Genomic DNA, 24,573 nt, shown 5'->3' with positions numbered 1-24,573 from the left:
GCGGCGACGGCCGCGGCCCAAGGAGGATTTTCCATGGAAATCAAGGTTCCACAGATCGGCGAATCGGTGTTCGAGGCGACCCTGGCCAAGTGGCACAAAAAAGACGGGGAGACGGTGGCCAAGGACGAGCTGCTGTGCGAGCTGGAAACCGACAAGATCACGCTGGAGCTGCATGCGGAGATCGGGGGGGTGCTCGCGGTCGGTGCGGCCGAAGGCGACACCGTGAAGGTCGGAAGTCCCATCGGCACGATCCGGGAGGAAGCCGGGAGCGGCGAGAGCGCCGTGCAGGAAGCGAAAGAGGAGGCCGCGCCCAAGGCTGCCCCCTCCGAAGCGCCGGCGGCCAAGCCCTCCGGAGAATCGCCCCGGGGAGAAAAAAAAGAGTCCCCGGCCGCCCAGGCGAAACCGGCCGCCCCGGAGCCGAAAGGACGGATCACCCGCCAGCCGATGAGCCCGATCCGCCAGAAGATCGCGGAACGGCTGGTCGCGGGCCAACAGCAGGCCGCCCTGCTCACCACCTTCAACGAGGCTGACATGACCCGGGTGAAGGAACTGCGCAGAAAGCATCAGGGGCATTTCCGCGAAAAACACGGCGTCGGCCTCGGCCTGATGTCTTTCTTCGTAAAAGCCTGCGTGGAAGCGCTCAAGGAGTTCCCCGAGGTCAACGCCCGCATCGAGGGAACCGACATCGTCTACCAGCACTTCTACCACATCGGCATCGCGGTCGGCTCGGAGAAGGGGCTGGTGGTGCCGGTGCTGAGGGACGCCGAGCGGCTGCACTTTTCGGAGATCGAGAAGAAGATCGGCGAATTCGTCGAAAAAGTGCAGACCCACCGCATCGGCCTGGAAGACCTGCAGGGAGGGACCTTCACCATCAGCAACGGAGGGGTTTACGGGTCGCTGCTGAGCACCCCCCTGCTCAACCCGCCCCAGTGCGGCGTTCTCGGCATGCACGCGATCCAGGAGCGGCCGGTGGCCCGGGACGGCCAGGTCGTGATCCGCCCCATGATGAATCTGGCTCTGAGCTACGACCACCGGCTCGTCGACGGGCGCCAGGCGGTCGGCTTCCTTCGCAAGGTCAAGGACTGCGTGGAGGAACCGGAAGAAATGCTCCTCGAACTTTAGTCTCCCGGGAGACCAGCGCCCTCTAGGTCCGGGCCAGGCAGTCGCAGACCCGGCCCAGCTCCCGCTCCAGCCTCTCCAGCACCCCGGGGGCACCCGCCAGTTTTCCCGCTTCCCCCAGGGTCTCCAGCTCGTCGGCCAGCATGATGGCCGCCTGGGCCCCGAAGATGCCGGCCACCGACTTCAGATTGTGGGCGAGGCGCTCCAGCTGTTCCTCGTTGCCCTCCTCCAAGGCCCGGCGCATCCTGTCCAGCTGCCCCGGACAGTCCCGAAGAAAATCCCCGACCAGCTCGTCAAGAAAGGTCCGGTTGCCGTTGAGGGCCTCGAGGGTCGGCGAGAGGTCGATGGTGGGCACCGGGGAGGGCCGGGCCGGGTCCAAACAGCGAACGATGGCGCCGAAGAGTTCCTCCGGCTTGATCGGCTTGGCCACGTAGTCGTCCATCCCGGCCGACAGGAAGATCTCCCGGTCTCCCTTCATGGCATGAGCGGTCAGCCCGATGATGGGAACGGTGCCGGCCGAACCCTCCAGACGGCGGATGGCCCGGGTGGCGTCGAGACCGTCCATTTCGGGCATCTGCACGTCCATCAGCACCAGATCGACACCCCCCTCCTTCGCCTGCCGCACCACTTCCGCCCCGTTGGACACCGCAGTGACCTTCCACCCCCTGGCCTCCAGAAGGGCGCGAGCCAGTTTCTGGTTGATCGGGTTGTCTTCGGCCAGCAGAACCCGCAACGGAACTTCGGGAAGGCCTGACCCCTCTCCTGCCCCGACCGGGACTGGTCCCACAGGCGGAACGCCCTTGGCCGCCGGCGCTCCGGCCGGCGACTCCAGGGAGGCGAGAATCCCGTTGAAAAGCTCGGACTGCCTGAGCGGCTTGACCAGGTAGCAGGCGATGTCCAGATCGCGGCAGCGTGCCGCGGCACGTCCGACATCCTCGGTGGTCACCATCATCAGCGCCGGCCCTGTCATGTCCCGCTGGGGCCGGATCTGCTCGGCCAGGGCAAAACCGTACATACCGGGCATGCCGGAGTCGAGGAGGAGGAGCTGGAAAGGGTTTCGGCGGTCGCCGGCGTCGCGCAGGGCCCGCAGACCCTGTTCGCCGCCCCCGGCCAGGGTCACCTCCAGGCCCCAGCGTGTGAGCACCTTTTCCAGAAAGAGCCGGCTGGTGGCGTGGTCATCGACCACCAGGGTTCGGAGTCCGCGCAGTTGGGGGGTGAGGACATCGGAAGCGGCCGGGGGCGTCTCGATCGCCATGGGAAAATCGAGGGTGAAATGGAATGTGCTCCCCCGCCCCTCGACGCTCTCCACCCCGACAGTCCCTCCCATCAGCTCCACGATCTGCCTGGAAATGGATAGACCTAGCCCGGTTCCCCCGTGGGTCCGTGAAGTGGAGCCGTCCACCTGGGTGAAACTCCGGAAAATCCGGTCCATCTTGTCGGCGGGGATGCCGATTCCGGTGTCGCTGACCGTGAACTTCAGCAGGCAATGGCCGGAAGCAGGCCCGTCGGGCTCCTGCTCTACCCGCAGCACCACCTCCCCCTCCGCGGTGAACTTGATGGCGTTGCCCACCAGGTTGATCAGTACCTGGCGCAGGCGGCCGGCGTCGCCGACCACCCCCCACGGAACCTCCGGGGCGATGTGGCAGGCCAGTTCCAGGCCTTTCTGGTGCGCCTGCACGGCCAGCACCTCGACGGTCCCCTCCACGGTCTCCCGCAGATCGAAGGAGCGGCTGTCCAGTTCCAGCATGCCCGCCTCGATCTTGGAGAAGTCGAGGATGTCGTTGATCACCCGCAGAAGGGATTCGGCCGAGGTCTTGACCATGCCGAGCCACTCCCGCTGCTCCCGTTCCAGCCCGGTGCCGAGGGTGAGGTCGGTCATGCCGATGATGGCGTTCATGGGGGTGCGGATCTCGTGGCTCATGTTGGCCAGAAAGGCGCCCTTAGCACGGTTGGCCGCCTCCGCGGCCTCTTTGGCCCGCTCCAGTTCCTGGCGGGCCCGCTTGCGCTCGGTGATGTCGGTGATCACGGAGACGAACCCGATGACCTCGCCCCGGACGTCGCGCTTGTAGTTCCAGTCCACCTGCAGGTCGACGAGGCGCCCGTCACGGGTGCGGTTCCGGGCCTCGAAGGACTCGGGCGGCGGCTGTTCCGCCACCAGGTGGGCCAGGAAATCCCGCAATTCCCGCCTCGACTCCTCGGTGGGAAGGGTCGCCCAGATCGCCCCGCCAAGCAACTCGCCTTCGTCAAAACCGAGGATCTGGTGGTGGGCACGGTTGCTGAAGGTCACAACCCCGGCCAGATCGTTTTCGACGATCCCTTCGGGGGTGGTTTCGATGAGGGTCCGGAAACGCTCTTCGCTCTCGCGCAGCGCCTTTTCGATCCGGCTGCGCTCGACGAGTTCGGCTTTCAGCTCGCGCTCGGAGCGGGCCAGCCCCCGGAACAGGGACTCGTAGGGGGTGCGCAGCGATCCCTGGACCAGAGCGGCATAGACCAGGACGATGGAGAGGAGCTTGAAGACGTGCCCCAGAAAGTTGAAAAAGCCGAACACGTCCGCGTAGAGGGTGAAACTCAGTTCCGCCAGGATCGTGACCGCCACGGCGCCGAGCAGCAGGGTGAGAATGCGGCCGTTGATGGCCGCCCGCTTGCGCCAGAAGAGCGCCCCGGAGAGCCCCAGAAGCCCGGAAATGAGGTACTCGCTGCCGACCTTGAAAGGGGTCAGGCCGGTCCCCTCCACGAAGCAGGCCGGGAAGATCCTCAAGGGGACAATGACCGTCACCAGGGTCACGCCGACAAGAAGGTAGACGCCGAGCAAGAAGAGGGGGCGCACCGGACGGGGCCGTCCCAGGACCAGGGCGGCCAGCAAAAAAGAGAGACTCTGCACGTAGCGGGCGGCAACCCAGAGTTGGGTCGGCAGATCGGAGCCGCGGCCGGGGAAGACCCCCATCCCCTTGTAAGCCAGGACGTGCAGGAAATCGAGAGCGCCGACCACGAGGAAGGAGACGGCGAGCAGCTGCAGAGCGTTGTTCCTGCTGAAGGAGCGGGAGTTCCAGCCGATGCTGAAGACGGTGAATGCTACGGCCACGCTGAGGATCTCGACGATGCCGTGGAAGAGGAGGTAGTTGTGGCGGGACAGGGGGAAGAGCAGAACCAGGCCGAGAGCGCCGAGTCCGGCGAGGGTCAGCCGGCTCCGGAGGCCGGACCGGTGGGGAGGCGCGACCGTCTCCCCCGCTCCGGTTTCGACTTGCCTGGTTGTCGGGGCGCCGTCGTCCATGGAGAATCCCTCGTCCGACCCGGCGTGCTGGCGGCCTTGCGGCGCGGCCGAACTCCGCAAAATGATTTCAAGAGTTTATCCCGATCGGCCCGGTTTGTCATGTCAAATTTTGTTTGCGGAATTTGCGGGGAAGGGGAGGATGGGACGGCTGGCCGAAGGTCCGCCAGGGCAGGTCCCTTCAGTTGGGGCGGGGGCGGGGGGCCGGGGCGCTCTCGGCGGGAAGGACGAAGCGGCTGTAATGGCTTGTTACGTCCTCGATGATCTGGGTCGATTCAATGATCTGGCGAACGAGCTCTTTGAAGGCGTAACCCTCCCAGCCCGTGGCGGTATCGACGTTGATCCGCTGGGGGTTCTTCTTGGTGGCCAGGGCACGGTTGCGGCCATCGGAGACGAGGAGGATCCAAGCGTCGGCGACCTCGTTCTCGAGGATCTGTTAGGGTTGCAGCCGGCTCTGGTCGACCAGCAGCACCCGCGCCGAGAAAAGGTTGGCGATCCGGGTGATGGCCTCGCGGTGCTTGTCCACAAGGGCGTGGGACTGGGAGACCTTGGCGATATCGACGAATAGGGCCACCTTGGCACAGCAGAACTTTTCGTAATCGACCAGCGCCTGAGCTTGAATCATAGCGTTCACCTGTTTTCCCGGAATCAGTATCCGAAAGGATTTCGTCAAAAATCAATCGCTCTTCGATCGGGGCCGGCGGGGGGAGGAGGGTGACGCGAAGTGTAAAGACCCGCGTCCCGGAACATCAGACCTTATCCCTGGCCTTGCTGCACCCCTTTGCGTCTTTGCGTTAAAACCTTTGTTTCGACTGAAAGTTCGCTTCTTTGGGAGGGTCTGCGTATACACCAGAAAGACTTTACCCCCTCAATGCACATTTGCAAGGCAGGGGACTAAAATCGTGCGCCGGGTCCGATGCAGACGATAAGGACTCCTTCGGCCGGGCAGGGTCTTCGCAGGGGGCTACCAGTAACGGTAGGGGTAATGGGGATAGGGGCCGAGGGGAGGCCAGAAGGGGTCGTAATAGGGATAGAGGCCCCTGTATTTGTAATAGGGATAGGGCCTGTAGGTCCAGGGGGAATAAGGGGAGGGATAGTCCCGGGCATAGGAGGGCCATACCGAGGCCTCCCCGATGCGCAGCAGGGGATAGCGGTACTCGCCCTCGCCGAGGGGCTTGACCCTCGCCCCTTCGACGCTCCCTGTCAGGGTGACGAAGAGCCCGGGCTTGTAGTCCTCCGCCTCCAGGAACCGGTTGGTCAGGGCCAGAAAGCGCCCTTCCGAGGCCTTGTCGGTTTCCGGTTCTCCGTATTTGTCGAGAGGGAACTGAAGGATCTCAAGGGCCGAGCCCTCGCGGCCGGCCTCGACTTCCATGATCTGCCCGCCGACCAAAAGCACCGTGCCCCTGTATGCTTCGGGTTCTTCCAGGACCCGGGTGAAATCGACTTCCGGATCGACCTTTGAGAGGGCATCCTTGGAGATGGCGTGAAAACAGCCTCCGTTCAGAGCCAGCAGGGTCAGGGCGAGGAGCGTCACAGCGAAGCGTTGCATGGTTATTCCCTATCGGTGCGAGGGATGGTTACCCTGAATACGTGGGCTAGGGGAAAAGGGCGCGTACCTGGCCTTTATAAAGTGTCCCGAAACATCTGAGTCGCACCCGCAGCCTCTCCGTGGTTCATGGGACGCCGAAGCAGGTCGAGGGCTTGTGTTGATTTCCGGTCAGACTCTACGCATTCAAGGTTTGATACAAGTTTATCTCCGGGGCCCCTTTCGTCAACTCCCGCAGGGCCGCCCGTCAGGATCTGGGCAGGGGAACGACCATGATCGGAGAGGGGGCCTTGCGTAGCACCCGCTCGGCGACGCTGCCGAGAAATGCGTGTTTCAAAAGGCCCTTGCCGTGGCTTCCCATGACGACCAGATCGGCGCCGAGGCGTTCGGCCGCCTCCAGGATGCCGAGCGCCGGGGGGCCGTGATGAACTTCGATCCCTGCAACCCGTTCCGTCTCCTCATCCCGGCCGGCAAGCTCCTCCCGGACGAAATCGGCCAGTCGCTTCCGGATCTTCTCGGCGACCTCAGACTCGTGCTCCAGTTCCAGATCGGCGAAGCGCTCCTCGCCCATGACCGTCGCCACGTAGTTCACGGTCGCCGCATCCATCTCCGGCAGGACGTGAAGGATGTGGATATTGGCGTCGTGGCAGCGTGCGATGCCGAGGGCGTGACGAAAGGCGTGGGCGGCGTTGGGCGAGAGGTCGGTCGCGTAGAGAATTGTCCGGTACGTGGGAATCACGGCATCCCTCCTGTGCTGCCGGGCGCAGAGCCGCCGCGGCGGGAACGGGCTTTTTGCAGGGCATAGACCAGCCCCAGCAGGAGCAGGCCGAGCGGATACATGAGGTAGCGGTTGCCCACCCCGGCAAGACCGGCGAAGAAATCGGGGCGGAACATGACCGCCGCCACGGCCAGGAGCAGAGGCACCTCGTACAAGCGATTGCGGGCGACGAACCAGCCCTGGGTCGCCCCCGCGAAACAGAAGGCGCCGGCGCAGGTCATGGCGAAGATGGTCAGGCCCAGGGGCCAACTGTCGATCCCCCACAGCAGCAGATCGTGGTTGAAGATGAAGACGAAGGGGAGGACGGCGGTGCGGATATCGTACATGAAGCCCTGCAGCCCGGTCGGGATCGGCTCAGACCGGGCGATGGCGCTCGCCGCGTAGGCCGCCAGGCCCACCGGCGGGGTGTCGTCTGCAAGGATGCCGAAGTAGAAACAGAAGAGGTGGGCGGCGATCAGGGGAACGGCAAACCCCTGCCAGCCGGCGATGGTGACGATCGCCGGCGCGGTGAGGGAGGCCATGACGATGTAGGTGGCGGTGGTCGGCAGGCCCATGCCGAGCAACAGGCTGGCAAAGGCGGTGATGGCGAGCATCAGGTAGATGTTGCCCCCGCTCAGGTGATCGATGATCTCGGTAATCAAGCCGCCCAGCCCCATCGTCACCACCCCGACGATGATCCCGGCGGCGGCGGTGGCCACCGCCACGCTCACCATGTTGCGGGCCCCGGCGATCAGGCCGGCGACAATTTCGCCCCATCCGCGGCGCAGGGCCCCGGCGATGTCCCCCCCCGTCCTCGCGGCCCGCAGCGGATGCTGCAGCAGCATGATGACGGTCAGCGCCGCGGTGGCTCTGAAGGCGGCCAGGTCGGGGGAATGGCGGGGAACGATAAGCTCGTAGAGGAGCACCCCGAGGGGCAGCAGGTAGTGCAGTCCGGAGAGGAGAGTGGCGAAGAAACGGGGAAGGTCCGCCCGGGGCAGTCCCTCCAGACCCAGCTTGGAGGCCTCGATGTGGGTCAGGAAAAAGAGGGTGGCATAGGAGGCGAAGGCCGTGATCGCGGCCGCCTTGCAGACCTCGAGGTATGGGATGTTCACGTACTCGGCGATGATGAAGGCGGCCGCACCCATGATCGGGGGCATGATCTGGCCGTCGGTGCTCGCCGCCACCTCGATGGCCGCCGCCTTCTTCGCCGGGTAGCCGACCTTCTTCATGAGGGGGATGGTGAAGGTCCCGGTCGTCACAACGTTGGCGATGCTCGAACCGGAGACCAGGCCGGTGAGGCCGCTGCTCATCACCGCGGCCTTGCCCGGCCCCCCCTTGTAGCGGCCGAGAAGGCTCATCGCCAGGTCGATGAAGAACTTGCCCCCCCCGGCCTTCTCGAGCATCGCCACGAAGAGGACGAAGAGGAAGACGATGCGCGCCGAGACATCGAGGGGGATGCCGAAGATCCCCTCGGTGGTCAGGGAGATCTGCCCCACGTAGCGGCCGGGGCTGACCCCCTTGAAGGCCAGGAAGTCGGGCATGTAGGGCCCGAAGAAGGCGTACAGGGAGAAGAGGATGGCGATGATCGGCAGGGCCGGGCCGATCACCCGGCGCGTCGCCTCCAGCAACGCCACTACCAGCAGGATGCCGAAGAGCATGTCGCGGCCGATCGGCAGGCCGACCCGGGTGGCGAGCCCCTCGTAGTCGATGGCGATGTAGAGGGCCGCCCCCGCCGCCAGGGAGGCGAGAAGGAAATCGGCCGCGGGAATCGTGCGCGTCTCCCCGAGCCAGCGCAGCCCCGGAAGAGAAAGCCGTCTTCGCAGGGTCGGGTAGGAGAGAAAGACGATGACAAAGGCGAAGGCGAGGTGGATGGCCCGGGAGTAGGTGGAATCAAGGGTCAGCCAGCTGGCCAGAGAGAGCTGGAACAGGGACCAGATCAGGGCCACCGTCGGAACCACTTGCCGTTGCCAACCCCTGGGCCGGCGCAGGCCAAGTTCCTCCTCTTCCTGCATCCGCCGTGCGGCCTCGAGCCCGGTGCCTTTGCCTCTGTAATGGTCTTCGGCCATACACTGACTCCTGGAACAAGGGCAAAGGAAGGTGGTCCCCCCAGTGGAAATCGGGGCCGTAAGTTTTCCGAGATTTTGGGGATTCGACGAAAGGGGGCATTCTGCCTCCCCCTTCGCCGCCGCCGGAGCGGAGTGGATGCATTTGGAAAGATGCGGACGACTGTCCGAAGCCGAAGGCAGGTTTTCGTCCGCGCCAACGTCATCTGCGCAGCGGAGGGAAACCGCCCTCGCGAGGCGAGGGCGGGCAAGGCGTTGGGGACGCACAGGGGGCCAGGGAATTGGGCGGGCAATCCCCTGGCCCCCTGCGGGGGCGAGTCCCCGCTTTCCCCTTCAATTCAAAGCGAGGGGACAGTTTCGCCGGCCCCAGGAAGAAAAAAAGCAGGGGTCCGCATCGCCTACCCCCTCTATCCCTTTACTCCATCAGCCCCGCTTCTTTGAAATACCGCTCCGCCCCCGGGTGCAGGGGGGCACTGAGCCCCTGGAGCATGGACTTTTTGGTCAGGACCTTGTAAGCGGGGTGGAGGCCCTTGAACTCGTCGAAGTTCTCGAAGACCTCCTTGGTGACTGCGTAGACGACGTCCTCGGGCACGTCGGCCGAGGTGCAGAGGGTCGCCTTGACCCCGAAGGTCGGCACGTCGGCCTCGTTGGCGACTCCGGGGTAGAACTCGACCGGAATGAGCGAGGGCGCATAGTAGGGGAACCGGGCGGTCAGTTTGGCGACGGTCGCCTCGTCCACCGGGACGAAACGGACCTTGCGGGCCCCGGCGACTGCTTCCTTGACCGACCCGTTGGGGTGGCCGACGGTATAAAAGTAGGCGTCGATGCGTTCGTCCTGAAGCATCCCGGCCGATTCGGCGGCCTTGAGTCCCTCGGCCCGAAAATCGTTTTCCGGGTCGATGCCGGCCGCCTCGAAGAGGTCGCCGGCATTGCCCCGCTGGCCGGAGCCGGGGTTGCCGATGCTGACGGTCTTGTCCCGGAGCTCGGCGAGAGTCTGGATGCCGCTGTCCACGGCCGCGACCAGGGTCACCGACTCGGGATGGATGGAGAAGACGGCGCGCAGTCTCTGCTGTGGGTTCCCGTCCCAGTCCGCTCGCCCGTGGTAGGCCTGGTATTGACGGTCGGACTGAACGATGCCGAACTCCAGGTCCCCGGTCATGATCGCGTTTACGTTGAAGACTGAACCGCCGGTCGACTCCACGGTCGCCCGCAGGCGGTATTCCTTGGCCTTCTTATTGACCATTTTGCTGATGGCGCCCCCGGTGGGGTAGTAAACTCCGGTGACTCCCCCCGTCCCGATGGTGGCGAATCGCATGGCGGCGGATTTCTGCGCGTCCGGGGCTTCGACTGTCGCCTGTTGCTCTCCCTTGCACCCGAACAGCAGAAAGGCGACGATGGCCAGCACTGCGCCTGTTCTCATAATATCCTCCTGGTGATGGCCTTCTGAAGGGCCGGGGAGCGTGCGTTTGATCAAGACCCCGGCGAGGTGAATTTCATGAGAAACTTACCAGAACGGCAGGGCCTGTCAAGGTTTCATGAAAAAAGGGAGCCCGGCGGGCTCCCTTTTGAAGGGTCTAGGAGTTGAGCGGAGGCAGCCTAGAAAGCGTTGATCCTGCGGATAAAGGCTTTGAGCAGGCCGTAGCTGTGATGGTTGAATTCGAAGCTGAGACGCGGCAGGTGAACGAGGTCGGGCTGGTCCAATTCTTCGGGGAGGGGACCGGTAATCCGAAGGGAGCTGCCGGGCTCGATGATCTCGTGGAACTCCTTTTCCAGGATGTCCAATTGCTCGGCGGTCAGGGGGCGGTTGAGGCGAATGACCAGGGTATCTCCGACAAAACGGCTGGAGTGGTAGATCCGGTAGAAGTCCTCGATGATCCGCACCGCCTCGGCCGGGTCGCGAGTGACGGAGAAGAGGCTGAAATCTTCACCGGAGATCAGCCCCCGCTTGAGCAGGGTCTCCTTGATGAAGTGGAACCATTTCTCCCAGTAGTCCCCCTGGTCGTCGTCGATGAGCACCAGGGGAATAGGGGGGTTCTTGCCCGTCTGAATCAGGGTCAGGGTCTCCATCGCCTCGTCGAGGGTGCCGAACCCGCCGGGGAAGAGGACAACCGCCTGGGCCTCCTTGAGAAAGGCCACCTTGCGGTTGAAGAAGTATTTGTACGTGATGACGTTGCGGCTGCCGTTCATTACCGGGTTGGTCTCTTGCTCGAAGGGGAGGCGGATGTTCACCGCGAAGGAGTTCTCAGCTCCCGCGCCCTCGTTGCCGGCCTGCATGATGCCTCCCCCGCCGCCGGTAATGGCCATGAAGCCCCGTTCGGCAAGCATCCGGGAGAAGGTCACGCATTTCTGGTAGATCGGCTCTTCCGGGCTGGTCCGGGCCGAGCCGAAGATGGTCACCTTCATTCGGTCCCGGTGAGGACAGAACACCTTGTTGGTATAGCGCATCTCCTTCATGGTGGTGCGCATCAGCTTGAGGTCGGCCAGGTAGTCGGTCTCCTGGCCGGCCTTGAGGGCGGTGATGATCATCTCCCGGATAATGCCGGGGTGGTTGACCACCGTCATGCGCAGGATGTCGTCGATCAGTTCGTCGAGTTCGTTGTTGGATCGGCTGAAATTCAGTTTCATCGATATCCCTCTCTCGTATCCGGCCCCGCGGGGCCTCTCACGGTGCCGTGGCTATCCCTGCTCCCGCCCGTCGCGGGCCAGCAGGGGAGCGTCTCCGAGGCGGGCCAGTCGTATGAACAGGCCGCGGGGGCTGGAGCCGGCGTAGCGCCCGTCGAACTCCCCGTACAGCCGTCTCAGGTCGGCGTCGAGTCGGTAGAAGGCCTCCCGGTCCGCAGGCGCCATGCGCGCCTCGACCTCTTCGCAGATAAAGGTGACGCAGTTGAAAGGGCGCCGCCCCGGGTCGAGCCGGCACCCGCCCTCTCCGAGAAAGGGACAGGGGCGTGTGAAATCGGGCTCAGGGGGGGACTGGCCGGAACACAGGAAGCCGAGCAGGTTGACCAGGGACAGGTGGTTTTTGCCCCGGTCGCAGCACAGCCCCCCGCAGCCGCGGCAGCACTCCTGTCCCTCGGCCGCCGAAAAGAGCTCGTGGATCTGCCGCTGCACAGCAGCAATGCGCTCAAGGCGGGGAGACATCCAGGCCTCCTCGGTTTGAACCTGGCGGGCCAACTCGGCCGTTACGCGCTCCACCGCGTTGCGCCAGGTCGAGAGCAGGCTGTGGGGACATTCAGTCATGTCGCAGACCCCTTCACGGTCCTGGCCGGTCGGGCGCCGGAGCTCGATGGGGACCCCGGCGCTCTGGTGGAAAAAACAAACGGCACAGCCGGAAAGCGGTTGCGCCGTTTGGCTTAAAAAAGTGGCCGAAGAAGGCCGTAAGCCGGGTCCTGTTCCCCGCACCGGTTGCCCGGAACGGGGCGATGATCATTCCTCTAGGACCGCCGTTGCCGACGGCCTCAAGCAGCCTAACCCGGGAGCCTCGGACGAGCCGCCCTCGAACGCTCCCCTATTTGGCCTTGCTCCGGATGGGGTTTGCCTAGCTTCCGGCGTCGCCGCCGGAACTGGTGAGCTCTTACCTCACCCTTTCACCCTTACCCGCCGTGGCCGAAGCTTGGGCGGGCGGTCTGCTCTCTGTGGCACTTTCCCTAGGGTCGCCCCCGGTCCCCGTTAAGGACCATCCTGCTCTGCGGAGCCCGGACTTTCCTCCCGCCCCCGAAGGGGCCGGCGATCATCTGGCCTTCTTCGACCACAATTGTCATTGTACCCTTGTCGCCCCGGTAGGAAAAGGGCCCTTCGCCTTACTGCTCCTGGTGAACATAGAGGAGTCGGTTGCAGTGGGGACAGGTGTAGATCTCGTTTCTTCGCAGAAGGCTGTTGAACAACTGCGGCGGCAGGTGCATGTTGCAGCCGAGGCAGGTGCCTCTGCGCGCCTCGACCACGGCCAGGCCGCCGCGTCGATCGAGAAGCATCTGGTAGCGCTTGCGCATCGAAGACGGAATCTGGTCGAGCAGGACTTTTCTTTTGCCGTCCGACTCGCCCAGAACCTGGTCGTAATCGGCCAGGGAAGATGCGATCTCCGCGTTGCGGGACTTCACCCTGGAGGCGATGGTCTCCACTTCGCCCGACTTCTCCTGTCGATCCTTGTCGAGGACCTCGATCTCGGCGTTCTTGGCCTCGATCCGGTCCTGAATCTCCTTGTTGAGCTTCTTGGCGGTGTCAACCTCCTTCAGGACCGCGACGTACTCCTTCTGGGTCTTGATGGCGGGGAGCCTTCCCTCGGCCTTCTCGATGTTGGCCTGCTCTATCTCCAGAGCCTGCCTCAGCTCTTTGTGCTGGGCCTGAAGGGCCTCGATCTCGTCTACCAGACTGTCCAACATGGACTGCACCGTTTCCAGTTCGGCAGCGAGCGAAGCCTGTTCAGTTTCGAATTCCCGTCGGTTCTCGCGCGTTTTGATCATTTCACGATCGAGTTCCTGCAGCTCGATGAGCAGTCCCATCTTTTCTTGCACCTGTGTACCTCCCATCCGCTTCCTGTGGTATCGACGGCCTTGTTAGAGTGTAAAGAAAAGGGGGACTCAGATCACCCGAAACGGGTCCTGCTCCCCCTCCATTTCCAGAAATTCGACAGTGATGCGGCGCGTTTCCGCCGCCTTCCCGAGGGCTCTGGCCAGTCCCTTGACCATCAGGTGTTCAGTGGCGAAATGCCCGGCATCGATGATGGCCACCCCCTGGTTTTCGGCGCTCTGGGCCTCGTGGTACTTGACGTCCCCGGTGAGCAACAGGTCGGCTCCCTGCCGGGCCGCCTCGGCGAGGACCGAGGCGCCGCTTCCTCCGCACAGGGCCACCTTGCGGATTTTCCTTCCGGGCTCTCCCACCAGCCGCAGGGCCGGCGCGCCGAGGGCCTTCTTGACCCGCTCGGCGAACACCCCCAGGGTGGTCGCCTCGGCGAGGCGGCCGATCCGCCCCAGTCCCACATCGCCGCGGCGGTTGCCAAGGGGGATCAGGTCGTAGGCCACCTCCTCGTAGGGGTGGACCTTGATCATTTTGGTTACCGCGCGGTTCAGGCCCTCCCGGGGGAGAATTGTCTCCAGGCGGACCTCCTCGGCCCGTTCGTCCTCGCCCACCCTTCCCCGAAAGGGCCGGGTGCCGGGCCCGGGGCGGAAGCTTCCCGTCCCCGCGGAGCGAAAGGAACAGCGGTCGTAGTTCCCGACCCTGCCGGCTCCCGCGGAGAACAGGGCCTCGGCGACCGAGTCCTCGTGGCCCGCCGGGACGAAAACAACCAGCTTGTGAAGGTCGCCGGCGGCGGACAGGAGCGGCCGCCTCTGGTCCAGTCCCACCCGGTCGGCGAGCCAGTCGTTGAGGCCCCCGGCGGCACGGTCGAGGTTGGTGTGGACACTCAGTACCCCGATCCCTTCGCGTACGGCGCGGAACAGGAAACGCCCGGTGGCGTCAATGGGGACCAGGCTCTTGAGGGGCTTGAAAATGAGGGGATGGTGGGTGATCAGGAGCTTGGCGCCGGCCTCAGAGGCCGCGTCCAGGGCTCGTTCCGTGGGGTCGAGGCAGATCAGGGCCCGCTCGACCGGGGCGGCGGGGTCCCCCACCTGGAGTCCGACATTGTCCCACTCTTCGGCAAGCGCCGGGGGATAGAGGGCGTGGACCAGACCGACCAGGTACTGAATGCGAACGACAGACTCCCTTTTCATGCTCTCCGGGGGCGGAAAAAAAGAGAGTGCAACTCTGGTGTCGTCGCACTCTGGGCTAACAGTGATTTGTGACATATCGGCATGAGTTCTGGACTCATTTCGCTCCTTGGTGGTGGGCCCACCAGGATTCGAACCTGGGACCGACCGGTTATGAGCCGGTGGCTCTGCCAGCTGAGCTATAGGCCCAAACAAGAAGCTTCAGTTTATGGTTTTGGCCCTGGCCTGTCAAGGCCTATTGCGGGGCGTCAGGTCGTCTCCTGAAAGCTCTTCAGGCGCCGGGCCCGGCTCGGGTGGCGCAATTTGCGCAGGGCCTTGGCCTCGATCTGCCGGATGCGCTCCCGGGTGACGGAGAAGTCCTGTCCCACCTCCTCGAGGGTATGGTCCGACTTCTCCCCGATGCCGAAGCGCATGCGCAGTACCTTCTCTTCCCGCGGGGTCAGGGTCGAGAGGATCTTGGCTGTCTGGTCGGAGAGGTTGCCCTTGATGACCGCCTCGAGGGGAGAGATCACCCCCTTGTCCTCGATGAAGTCGCCGAGGGAGGAGTCCTCCTCCTCGCCGATAGGGGTTTCGAGGCTGATCGGCTCTTTGGCGATTTTGAGCACCCGGCGGACCTTCTCCAGGGGGAGTTCCATCCGCTCGGCGATCTCCTCGGGGACCGGCTCGCGCCCCATTTCCTGCACGAGCTGGCGGCTGGTCCGGATCAGCTTGTTGATCGTTTCGATCATGTGCACCGGAATGCGGATGGTGCGGGCCTGGTCGGCGATGGCTCGGGTAATGGCCTGGCGGATCCACCAGGTGGCGTAGGTGGAGAACTTGTAGCCGCGCTGGTACTCGAACTTGTCCACCGCCTTCATCAGGCCGATGTTCCCCTCCTGGATCAGGTCGAGGAACTGCAGGCCGCGGTTGGTGTACTTCTTGGCGATGGAGACCACGAGGCGCAGGTTCGCTTCAACCAGTTCGGACTTGGCCTGGGACGCCCGGTACTCCCCCTTGTGGACCTCCTTGAGGGACTCGAGGAGTTCCTCGGGGGCGAAGCCCGACTCCTCTTCGACCTTCTTGAATTTGCGCTGGGCGCTCTTCAGGCGCTTCTCCACCACGAGCAGGGACTCCATGGGAACCCCGAGCTCCTCGGAAACCTTTTTCGCCTCCGCATCGCTTTTGCGCATCCGGCGCAGCAGTCGCTTGATCTCCTTGTGGGGCTGCTTCAGCTCCCCCTCGCAGGCCTTGATCTCGGCCATGCCCTTCTTGACCTGCTTGGCCAACTCCTTGAGCCGGTCGACAATCTTGGCGACCTGGAAATCCTTCAGCCGGATCTGGCGCATGAGCTCGGCGATTTCCCCCTTGAGGTTCCGGCACTCCTTGTCCAGGGCTTTGCGCTCCTCGCCGCTCTTGCCACTCTGCTCTTCGCGCAGCGTCATGAGGCGGCTTTCCTGTTCGCAGATCTTGGCCACCAGTTCGAGGACGCGATGACTCTGCTTCTCCTCTTCTTCGCTTCCTTCTTCCTCTTCGAACTCTTTGGTGATTTCGGCGACGCTGATCTGCCCCCTGGTCAGCCGTTCGCCCAGGGAGATGACTTCCTTGAAGGCGATGGGGGTCTTCATGATGACCCGGGTCACCAGCGCCTCACCCTCTTCGATGCGCTTGGCGATCTCCACCTCGCCTTCCCTGGTCAGGAGGGAGACCTGGCCCATCTCCCGCAGGTACATGCGGACAGGGTCGGAGGTGCGACCCAGGGTTCCGGCCTCGAACTCGGCCTCCTCCTCTTCCTCATCGTTGTCCGAGCCGTCATCCTCGAGGACCTGCTCCTTGCGCAGGGCGATCTTCTGCTCCGAGTCGACGACCTCTATATCCATTTCGCCGAACATGCTCATGACATCGTCCAGCTGGTCGGAAGAGACCATGTCCGCGGGAAGGATGTCATTGACCTCATCATAGGTGAGGTACCCCTTTTCCTTCCCCAGGTCGATGAGCTGTTGCACTTCTTCCATGCTGTTTTTCTTGGACATGCCGGTTTTTCTCCTCTCGATTCCCCCCGACGGGGATCTATCTTTATTTCTTGGCCGGGGCTTCAAGCCGTTTTCGAATATCGAAGAATTCCCTCTGGTGTTCCGCGTGGCGTTCCCAATCGCCTTCCTGCTCGGTCTGTCGCATAAGCTTTTTCAGTTCGTCGCAGCGGAGCTTGAGGCGTGTCTTTTCCGTCGCCCGGCGGCAGCCCTCGAAAAGCTCTTCTGCGTTATCGGCAAAAGCCCCGTCATCCTTTATAAGAATACCCGATACAATCGCCTTTTGGTCCTCGCTGAGGCGTTCTCCGTGGAGCAGGCCCTCCAGGCTGAACGGGGAACATTCCAGCATCGCCTCGGCCACGGCCCGGTGGTCCGGGCCGATGAACAGCTCCCCGGCCCCTTCCTTGCCGACCCTCCCGCGCACACCTGCATCGACGGCCATCAGCTGCAGCAGCCAAGCCTGGGCCTTGGACTCTTTCGGGCGCTGGCGGGGCGGGCCTCCCTCTTCCCGGGGAGCCGCGGCCCCGGCGGGGGCGGCGGGCCGGGGCGGGACGGCCGCCGGTTTTTGATTCGGCCGCTGCATTTTGGTTCGAAGCAGCGACTCGTCCAGGCCGGTGCGCTCGGCCAGCGCCTTCAGGTAAAGGCCGCGCTCGATGTCGCTGGACAGGAGCCGCATCTTGCCGGCCACCTCCTCGGCGGCCCGCGCTTTGCCCTCGATGCTGTCGCCCCGGGCGGCAAAGACCGCGTCCGTGTAGGCCTCGAAGACCGGCCGCGCCTCCTCCAGTCTCTTCGCGAAGCCCTCGTCCCCGTGGCGCTGGAGAAAGGAGTCGGGGTCCTCCCCCGCCTCCAGTGCGGCCACGGCCACGGTCAGCCCCTGGCCGAGCAGAACGTCCATCGCCCGGAAGGTCGCCTGCTGGCCGGCCCGGTCCTGGTCGAACAGAAGGACCACCCGCTTCGCATAGCGTTTCAGGAGTCTGCCGTGCTCCTCGGTGAGGGCGGTTCCGCAGGTCGCCACGGCATGGCCGAATCCGGCCCGGTGCAGGGCGAGTTGGTCGAAATATCCCTCCACCACCACCACTTCGTCCCGCCGCCTCATCTCCTCCTTGGCCTGGAACAGGCCGTAGAGGACCTGCCCTTTGTGGTAAAGGGGGGACTCGGAAGAGTTGATGTACTTGGGGAGGCTGTCGTCGAGGACTCTGCCTCCGAAAGCCGCCACCCGCCCGGACGCGTCCTGGATGGGAAAGATCAGCCGGTTGCGGAAAAGGTCGTAGTCCCCCCGACCCTGGCGCCCCTCGCGGATAAGTCCCAGCTGCCGTGCCACCTTGGGGTCGAACCCCTTGCCCTCCAGATGCCGGGCGAGGCCCTCCCACTCCGCCGGAGCGAAGCCGAGCTGAAAGGCGCGCGCCGTCTCTCCGCCGTAGCCTCGCTGCTTGAGATAGCGGCGGGCCGGTCCCCCCTGAGGGTCCTCGAGAAGAATCTGGTGGTAGAATTCGGCGGCCACCTCGTTGACCCTCGACAGCCGGTCCCGCTCCTGGCGGCGTTGCTCCTCGGCAGGGGTCAGGCGCTGTTCCTCGACCTCGATGCCGACCCGCTCTCCAAGCCGGCGCACCGCTTCGGGAAAGGAGAGCCCCTCCATTCTCATCAGGAAGGAGAAGACGTTTCCCCCGACCCCGCAGCCGAAGCAGTGGAAGATCTGCCGGGGAGCGTTGACGTTGAAGGAGGGGGTCTTCTCCGAGTGGAACGGACACAGTCCCTGGTGGTTGGCCCCCGAGCGCTTCAGGGGCATGTAGGAGGAGACCACCTCGACGATGTCGGTGCGTTCACGGATCTCGTCAACCTTCTCCTCCGGTATCCGTCCCGCCATTACCCTCTCAACTCCACGACCGTTACGTTGTTCCCGCCGTGAGCCAGGTCGGCGGCATGAAAGGCCTTTACCGCCCGGTGTCCGCCCAGGTAGTCGCGGACCACCCGGCGCAGAATGCCTTCGCCGGCGCCATGCACCACTTCCAGCTGTTCTTGCCCCTGCAACAGGGCATCGTCCAGAAATCGGTCGAGCAACAGCAGGGCGTCCTCGGCCCGCTGGCCCACCAGCATCAACCTGGGGTTGAATACGTCCCGGGTCACCGCGCTGCGCACCCTGCTCGCTGGGGCTTTGCCCCGGAAGCGGCGGGGGCTGAACTGCTCAAGGTCGGCCAGGAGCAGGCGCAGTTTCTTGCCCTGCACCAGCAGTTCCGCCTCTTTGCCCTGCACCCGGGCTACTTCCGCCTCGGCCCCCAGGGCGGGTACGCGCAGGATCTCCCCGACCGCGACTTCCTTCGGGACCAGCCCCCGGCGGGGCGGGGCGGGACGGCGGCGGGCCAGGTCTTCCCGCACGTCCCTGAACTCGCCCCCGATGCGGGCCTTGGCGGCGGTGTCCGGAGCAGCGGCGCCGGCCTCTTTCAGGAGTGTCTTGAGGCGGCCCTCGGTCTCGCGCACCATCTGTTCGCCGCGCCGGGTCGCTTTCTCCAGGATGCCCCGCTTCTTTTCCTCCAGCTCCGTGAGCAGCGCCTTGCGCCGCTCACGCTCCTGGTGAGCGCGGCGGCGCAGTTCGGCCGCCTCGACCCGGTCCTGCTCCAGTTCCTTGCGCAGCCGGTTGAGCCTCTCCAGCAGGTTCAGCCCCTCGCGCTCCTCGTCCCGAAGGTAGCCCCCCGCCCGCTCGAGCACGTCCTCGGGCAGGCCGAGGCGGCGGGCGATGGTAAAGGCGCTGCTCGCTCCGGGAATGCCGTAGTGCAGCCGGTAGGTCGGGGCGAGGGTCTGCTCGTCGAACTCCACCGCCGCGTTCTCCACCCCGGTTTCGATCTGGGCGTAGCCTTTGACCAGGTTGAGGTGGGTGGTGACGATGGTTCGCGCCCCCCTGTCGCGCAGGGAGTCGAGTACCGCCATGGCCAGGGCTCCGCCCTCGGCCGGGTCGGTGCCGGTGCCGGCCTCGTCGAGCAGTACCAGGGAATCGCCGTCGGCCTGCTCCAGGATCTGTCCGATGCGGGTCAGGTGCCCGGAAAAGGTGGACAGGTCCTCTTCGATGCTCTGTTCGTCGCCGATGTCGGCGAACACCTTGCCGAAGAGCCCGACCCGGCTGTCGGGTCGGCAGGGAACGGGCAACCCGGAGCGCACCATCAGTACGAGCAGCCCCGCAGTTTTCAGCGCCACGGTCTTGCCGCCGGTGTTGGGTCCGCTGATCACCAGGGTGTCGGAATCCTCGCCCAGGAGCAGGTCGACCGGCACGGCAGGACGATCCCGGGGCGAGCCGTCACCGGTAAAGAGGAGCAGGGGATGGCGCGCCTGCCTCAGTTCGACCACCGGCCCCTCGGCCAGTTGCGGTGCAACGCCGCCGCTGCGCAGGGCGAATTGCCCGGCCGCAGAGAGCAGGTCGAGCCGGGCCAGGACCTCCTGGTTCTCCCCGAGCTCCGCGGACGCCTGGCGCACCGCCCTGGAGAGGCGGCGCAGGACCCTCTCGACCTCCCGCTGCTCCTGGCGCTGCAACGCCTGCAGTTCGTTGTTCCGTTCCAGGACTGCAACCGGCTCCAGGTACAGGGTCTGGCCGCTGGCCGACTCGTCGTGGATGAAGCCCTTGACCTGGCCGCGGTGGTCGGCCCGAAGCGGAACCACGTAGCGTCCGCCCCGCTCGGTAATGATCCGATCCTGAAAGGCGGCGGCCAGTCTCTCCGAGACGAGGAGATCCTCCAGGGCTCTGCGGATCCGGCTCCGCAGTACGAGAGTCTGTCTGCGCAGATCCCCCAGTTCGGGCGAGGCGCTGTCCAGGACCTCGCCGCGGGCCCCGATGCTTTCGCGCAGGGCCTGCCCCAGTTACTTGAGGGGGTTCAGCCGGCCGCTCAGGGCGGCGAGCCGCGGGGCCCGGTCGTGGCCGCTGAAGTGGCGACGGCAATCCCGGGCCGCCTCCACGCTGGAGAGCACCTCCAGCAGAGCCGTCGGCGACAGCCATGCCCCTTCGGCCCGGACCTGTCTCAGGTAAGGGCGCAGGTCCTGGCATCCCCCCACGGGGGGGCGGCCGGCCTCCTTCAGCAGGGCCATCGTTTCCGTGACCTCGGAGAGGGTCTCGACAACCTCCTCCCGGCTCCCGAGGGGGGCGATGGCCTCAGCCTTCTCCCTGCCGGGATCGGTGATCGTGAACCCTGCAAGCAGGTCCTTGACCTTGTCGTATTCCAGAACCCGGAGGCTCTTTTCGTTCATCAACGCTTCTGGACGTCCCGGGAGTTCGGATTAGCGCCGCTCGGCAAAGGTTTCGAGGCTGCCGTGGAAAGCGGCCTCGCCGAGTTTCACGAAGGGTGGAGCCAGTTGCGATCCTCGAAGAAAGACGGCGACCGTCTCGGATTTGGCGAAGGAGAGGCCGTAGAGGACAACTGCCAGAAGCAGCACCCCTTCGGCCAGGCCGAACAGGCCGCCAGCCACCCGGTTGAATCCGCCGAGAAAGACCAGCTTGACAAGCCTCGAGAGCAGAAATCCGAGGGCCGAGAAGGCCACCAGGGCCGAAAGGAACAGGGCCAGGAAGGCGGCCACCACGCAGAGTTTGGCCGGCAGGTCAAAACTCTGGATCATCCACTCGGCCAGCGGCGCGTGAAAGCGAAAGGCCAAAAAGCCCCCCACAACCAGCCCGGCCAGGGAGCAAACCTCCTTGAGCAGGCCCCGCAACAGTCCCTTTATCAGGGAGACCGCCAGCAATACCAGGATGGCGATATCGACAACGCCCATCTTCCCTCCTTACCTGCAGGTCGGCGCCCTAAACGGTAAGGCGCGCCTTGACCAAGTCGCTGACCAGGCGGCCGTCGGCCCGGCCCCGGGTCTTGCCGGTGACGATCTTCATGACAGCACCCATCTGCTTCATGGAGGAGGCGCCGGTCTCGGCCACCGCCTCCTCGACGAGGGCCCGAATCTCGTCCTCGCTCAACTGGGAGGGAAGGAACTCCTGAAGTACCGCGACTTCCTGCTCTTCCTTCTCGGCCAACTCCAGGCGACCGCCCTCGCGATAAAGCTGTGCCGACTCCTTGCGTTGCTTCACCAGGGTCGACAGCACGGCGATGGCCGCTGCCCCGTCGAGTTCGCACCTCTGCTCGATCTCTTTATTTTTGATGGCCGTCCGAGCGAGGCGGATGGTGGCGAGGCGCAGGGCGTCCTTGGCCTTCATGGCCGCCTTCATGGCTTCGATCAGGCTGTCTTGAATGTTCATGGATACCGCCCCGGGTTGGTTGGCAAGAAAAACGCAAAAGAGGGCACGCGGTCCCCCGCTGCCCCTCTGCAGTAAATTTCCATACCTATCTCTTTTTTACGAGCGGGTCAAGCTATTTGTTGCGGCTTTGCTTTTCTTCGATCCCGGACATGCCGAAGCGGCGCCTGAGTTCGGCGTAAATCCGCTCGGGAGGAAGGTCGTAATGGCCGAGCAGCACCAGGACGTGGAAGAAGAGGTCGGCCGCCTCGTAGACGATCTCCTCGGGGTCGCCTCCCTTGCCCGCCACAGCGAGTTCGGTGGCCTCCTCGCCGACCTTGCCGAGGATCTTGTCGAGCCCTTTGTAGTACAGGGAGGCGACATAGGATTTTTCGGTGGGGTTCTGGCGCCGTTCCCGGATCACCCGGTAGACGGCATCGAGGATATCTTCGCTTCGTTCGTCATTCATTGTTGTCCCCTGTCAAAGCCAGTCGATCGAGGCGCACCGCCACGCCGTGCTGGTCGAGGTACTCCTTGCACTGGCGGATGGTGTACTCTCGAAAATGGAAGATGCTGGCCGCCAGGGCTGCGCTGGCGCCTCCCTCGACCACCCCTTCGCGGATGTGCTCCAAGTTGCCGACGCCGCCGGAGGCGATCACCGGGATTCCCACCGCATCGCTGACGGCCCGGGTCAGGGGAATGTCGTAACCGTCCTTGGTGCCGTCGCAATCCATCGAAGTGAGCAGAAGTTCTCCGGCGCCGTAATCCGCCATCCGCACCGCCCATTCGATGGCGTCGATGCCGGTCGGATTGCGGCCGCCGTGGGTGTAGACCTCCCATTGCAGGGGATCGGAACCGGGCACGCGACGCGCGTCGATGGCGACGACGATGCATTGCGAGCCGAAACGCTCGGCCGCTTCGCGCACGAACTCGGGCCGGTGAACGGCGGCCGTGTTGATCGAAACCTTGTCCGCGCCGGCGTTGAGCAGGTTGCGGATATCGGCGACCTCGCGCACCCCGCCGCCGACGGTCAGGGGCATGAAGACCCGCTCGGCGGTCTGCCGCACCACGTCGAGAATGATCCCCCGCTTGTCGCTCGAGGCGGTGATGTCGAGAAAGGTCAGCTCATCGGCGCCCTGCGCGCAGTAGGCTTCGGCCGCCTCGACCGGGTCGCCGGCGTCGCGCAGTCCAACGAAGTTAACGCCCTTGACGACGCGGCCGTCCTTGACATCGAGACAGGGGATGATGCGTTTTGTCAGCATTTCAACACCTTTTCCGGATTAATAACCAAAATCAAGGATTTAACGCAGAGGCGCAAAGGGGTGATGCAAGGCGAAAAGAAAACCGTTGAGACTCGGGCTTGTCGCCGTCCTTGGCGCCCTTTGCGGCTTAGCGCAAGCCAGGGTCATGGTTTTGCAATCAACATCGGCCTCACGCTCGTTCGCTTTGCTCACTCAAGACGCTAAGACGCAAAGGAAACCTATAATGGAACTTGATCTTTGAATTTCTTGGCGTCTTTGCGGCTTTGCGTGAGACACGATGCTTGGTTTTGACGTCCGCCGTTAAATTTGCCCCTTGGTCAAGGCGACCGCTTCGCGCAGGTCGATCGCCCCGGAGTAGATCGCCTTGCCGGTGATGACGCCGGTGACGCCGGAGGTTTCGATCGCCATCAGGCGGCGGATATCGTCGAGGGTGGACAGGCCGCCGGAGGCGATCACCGGGATGGCGATCGATTCGGCCAGCGCCCTGGTCGCCGCGATGTTCGGACCCCGCATCATGCCGTCGCGGGCGATATCGGTGTAGATGATCGCTTCGACGCCGAAACCTTCCATCTCCTTGGCCATCTCCGTGGCCAGCTTCGTGGTGACGTCCGCCCAGCCTCGCACCGCGACCAGGCCGTCCTTGGCGTCGATGCCGACGACGATCCGGCCGGGATACTTCGCGCAGGCCTCCTGCACCAGGGCCGGATTCTCCTTGGCCACGGTCCCGAGGATGACCCGGTCGATGCCGAGCTCCAGGTAGGCTTCGATCGTCTGCATGTCGCGAATGCCGCCGCCGAGTTCAGACGGAATGTCGATCGCCTCGACGATCGCCCTGATCGCCTCTTTGTTCTTCGGTACGCCGGCAAAGGCGCCGTCGAGGTCGACGATGTGCAGCAGTTCGCCGCCCTGCTCCTGCCAGATGCGCGCCTGGGCCGCAGGATCGTCGTTGTAGACCGTGTCCTTGTCCATCAGCCCCTGTTCCAGGCGGACGCAGCGTCCTTCCTTGAGATCGATCGCGGGCAGAATAATCATGGCAAATCTCCGAAGTTCTTGAAAATTTTCAGGCCGATGCTTTGGCTCTTTTCCGGGTGGAACTGGGTCGCCATGATGTTGCCGTGCCGGACCGAGGCGCAGAACTCGACCTCGCCGTAGCGGCAGCTGGCGGCGACGACCTCCGGGTCCTGTGCCGCGCAATAGTAGGAGTGGACGAAGTAGACGAAGCTGTTGTCCTCCACCCCGGCGAAGAGCGGCGAGGGGCTGCGCAGGCTGATGTCGTTCCACCCCATGTGCGGCACCTTGAGCCGCTCGCCGTCCTCTTCCATCCCGGAAGGGAAGCGCACCACCCTGCCCGGGATCAGGCCGAGCCCCTCGTGACGGCCGAACTCCTCACTTTCGTCGAAGAGCATCTGCATGCCGACGCAGATTCCGAGCATCGGCTTGCCCGCTTCGATATGGGCCATCAGGGGCTCGACGAAACCTCCGGCGCGCAGGTTGTGGATGCAATCGCGAAAGGATCCGACCCCCGGCAACACAACCTTTTCGGCTGTTGCTATATCCTTCGGGTCGGCGCTGACCCGCGCAGCGAAGCCAAGGGTCTCAAAGGCCTTCTCGACGCTGCGCAGGTTTCCCATTTCGTAGTCGATGATATTGATCATG

21 protein-coding genes, 1 tRNA gene and 1 other RNA gene are annotated in these 24,573 nt (G+C 64.4%); 1 reads left to right on the top strand and 22 read right to left on the bottom strand.

From position 1 onward, the window contains the following. Positions 1-33 precede the first annotated feature (33 nt). On the top strand, positions 34-1,122 hold the full coding sequence (gene sucB, locus C0617_RS10395) for a dihydrolipoyllysine-residue succinyltransferase (protein ID WP_291316955.1): 1,089 nt from the start codon (positions 34-36) through the stop codon (positions 1,120-1,122). A gap of 22 nt (positions 1,123-1,144) precedes the next feature. Here sucB and C0617_RS10390 read toward each other — a convergent pair whose 3' ends face one another. The 22 genes from C0617_RS10390 to hisH all read right to left on the bottom strand — a co-directional run bounded on the left by C0617_RS10390 (position 1,145) and on the right by hisH (position 24,572). Next, on the bottom strand, positions 1,145-4,390 hold the full coding sequence (locus C0617_RS10390) for an MASE3 domain-containing protein (protein WP_291316954.1): 3,246 nt from the start codon (positions 4,388-4,390) through the stop codon (positions 1,145-1,147). Between the two features lie 433 nt (positions 4,391-4,823). Continuing rightward, positions 4,824-5,012 carry a hypothetical protein gene (locus tag C0617_RS10385; protein ID WP_291316953.1) on the bottom strand — a complete coding sequence of 63 codons (189 nt, stop codon included), beginning with the start codon at positions 5,010-5,012 and terminating at the stop codon, positions 4,824-4,826. 339 nt (positions 5,013-5,351) lie between these two features. Next, complete coding sequence (locus tag C0617_RS10380; RefSeq protein WP_291316952.1) at positions 5,352-5,936, bottom strand: Slp family lipoprotein; 585 nt, start codon at positions 5,934-5,936, stop codon at positions 5,352-5,354. A gap of 244 nt (positions 5,937-6,180) precedes the next feature. Beyond that, positions 6,181-6,672 (bottom strand): universal stress protein, encoded by a 492-nt coding sequence (locus tag C0617_RS10375; protein WP_291316951.1) that lies wholly within the window; start codon positions 6,670-6,672, stop codon positions 6,181-6,183. Then, a complete protein-coding gene (locus C0617_RS10370; protein WP_291316950.1) occupies positions 6,669-8,756 on the bottom strand; it encodes a TRAP transporter permease in 2,088 nt (695 codons plus the stop codon). Before C0617_RS10370 ends, C0617_RS10375 begins: the two co-directional genes overlap by 4 nt. Before the next feature lie 412 nt (positions 8,757-9,168). Next, the gene (locus C0617_RS10365) at positions 9,169-10,173 is read right to left on the bottom strand and encodes a TAXI family TRAP transporter solute-binding subunit (RefSeq protein WP_291316949.1); all 1,005 of its coding nucleotides are present in this window, start codon (positions 10,171-10,173) and stop codon (positions 9,169-9,171) included. 176 nt (positions 10,174-10,349) lie between these two features. Then, positions 10,350-11,378 carry a TIGR00730 family Rossman fold protein gene (locus tag C0617_RS10360; protein WP_291316948.1) on the bottom strand — a complete coding sequence of 343 codons (1,029 nt, stop codon included), beginning with the start codon at positions 11,376-11,378 and terminating at the stop codon, positions 10,350-10,352. 51 nt (positions 11,379-11,429) lie between these two features. Beyond that, positions 11,430-11,990, bottom strand: coding sequence for a hypothetical protein (locus C0617_RS10355; protein ID WP_291316947.1), 561 nt, complete (start codon positions 11,988-11,990; stop codon positions 11,430-11,432). Between the two features lie 123 nt (positions 11,991-12,113). Then, positions 12,114-12,496: RNase P RNA component class A (gene rnpB, locus C0617_RS10350), an RNA gene on the bottom strand. Positions 12,497-12,550: 54 nt separating this feature from the next. Then, entirely contained in the window at positions 12,551-13,261 is a 711-nt protein-coding gene (locus C0617_RS10345; RefSeq protein ID WP_291316946.1) for a C4-type zinc ribbon domain-containing protein, read from the bottom strand. A 66-nt stretch (positions 13,262-13,327) separates the two neighbouring features. Continuing rightward, the gene (locus C0617_RS10340) at positions 13,328-14,455 is read right to left on the bottom strand and encodes a Nif3-like dinuclear metal center hexameric protein (protein WP_291316945.1); all 1,128 of its coding nucleotides are present in this window, start codon (positions 14,453-14,455) and stop codon (positions 13,328-13,330) included. Between the two features lie 110 nt (positions 14,456-14,565). Next, a tRNA-Ile gene (locus C0617_RS10335) sits at positions 14,566-14,641 on the bottom strand. Between the two features lie 59 nt (positions 14,642-14,700). Further along, positions 14,701-16,482 (bottom strand): RNA polymerase sigma factor RpoD, encoded by a 1,782-nt coding sequence (gene rpoD / locus C0617_RS10330; protein WP_365889190.1) that lies wholly within the window; start codon positions 16,480-16,482, stop codon positions 14,701-14,703. Positions 16,483-16,504: 22 nt separating this feature from the next. After that, positions 16,505-18,322: a DNA primase gene (gene dnaG, locus C0617_RS10325; RefSeq protein WP_291316943.1), complete on the bottom strand. Its 1,818-nt coding sequence runs from the start codon at positions 18,320-18,322 to the stop codon at positions 16,505-16,507. After that, positions 18,322-20,289 carry an endonuclease MutS2 gene (locus C0617_RS10320; RefSeq protein WP_291316975.1) on the bottom strand — a complete coding sequence of 656 codons (1,968 nt, stop codon included), beginning with the start codon at positions 20,287-20,289 and terminating at the stop codon, positions 18,322-18,324. Before C0617_RS10320 ends, dnaG begins: the two co-directional genes overlap by 1 nt. Before the next feature lie 12 nt (positions 20,290-20,301). Then, positions 20,302-20,685 (bottom strand): hypothetical protein, encoded by a 384-nt coding sequence (locus C0617_RS10315; protein WP_291316942.1) that lies wholly within the window; start codon positions 20,683-20,685, stop codon positions 20,302-20,304. Between the two features lie 30 nt (positions 20,686-20,715). Then, complete coding sequence (locus C0617_RS10310) at positions 20,716-21,204, bottom strand: CvpA family protein (RefSeq protein ID WP_291316941.1); 489 nt, start codon at positions 21,202-21,204, stop codon at positions 20,716-20,718. Between the two features lie 28 nt (positions 21,205-21,232). Next, the gene (locus tag C0617_RS10305) at positions 21,233-21,679 is read right to left on the bottom strand and encodes a GatB/YqeY domain-containing protein (RefSeq protein ID WP_291316940.1); all 447 of its coding nucleotides are present in this window, start codon (positions 21,677-21,679) and stop codon (positions 21,233-21,235) included. A 112-nt stretch (positions 21,680-21,791) separates the two neighbouring features. Further along, positions 21,792-22,124 carry a phosphoribosyl-ATP diphosphatase gene (locus C0617_RS10300; protein WP_291316939.1) on the bottom strand — a complete coding sequence of 111 codons (333 nt, stop codon included), beginning with the start codon at positions 22,122-22,124 and terminating at the stop codon, positions 21,792-21,794. Continuing rightward, positions 22,117-22,917: an imidazole glycerol phosphate synthase subunit HisF gene (gene hisF / locus C0617_RS10295; protein WP_291316938.1), complete on the bottom strand. Its 801-nt coding sequence runs from the start codon at positions 22,915-22,917 to the stop codon at positions 22,117-22,119. The genes C0617_RS10300 and hisF overlap by 8 nt, the downstream gene beginning before the upstream one ends. A 300-nt stretch (positions 22,918-23,217) precedes the next feature. Continuing rightward, on the bottom strand, positions 23,218-23,949 hold the full coding sequence (gene hisA, locus C0617_RS10290; RefSeq protein ID WP_291316937.1) for a 1-(5-phosphoribosyl)-5-[(5-phosphoribosylamino)methylideneamino]imidazole-4-carboxamide isomerase: 732 nt from the start codon (positions 23,947-23,949) through the stop codon (positions 23,218-23,220). Then, positions 23,946-24,572 (bottom strand): imidazole glycerol phosphate synthase subunit HisH, encoded by a 627-nt coding sequence (gene hisH, locus C0617_RS10285; protein ID WP_291316936.1) that lies wholly within the window; start codon positions 24,570-24,572, stop codon positions 23,946-23,948. Before hisH ends, hisA begins: the two co-directional genes overlap by 4 nt. Position 24,573: the final 1 nt, after the last annotated feature.

The sequence above is a fragment of the Desulfuromonas sp. genome, from assembly GCF_002868845.1.
Classification (GTDB): Bacteria; Desulfobacterota; Desulfuromonadia; order Desulfuromonadales; family BM501; genus BM501.
The sequence above is the reverse complement of the archived record's forward strand: the minus strand, read 5'-3'. Positions and strand labels throughout refer to the sequence as shown.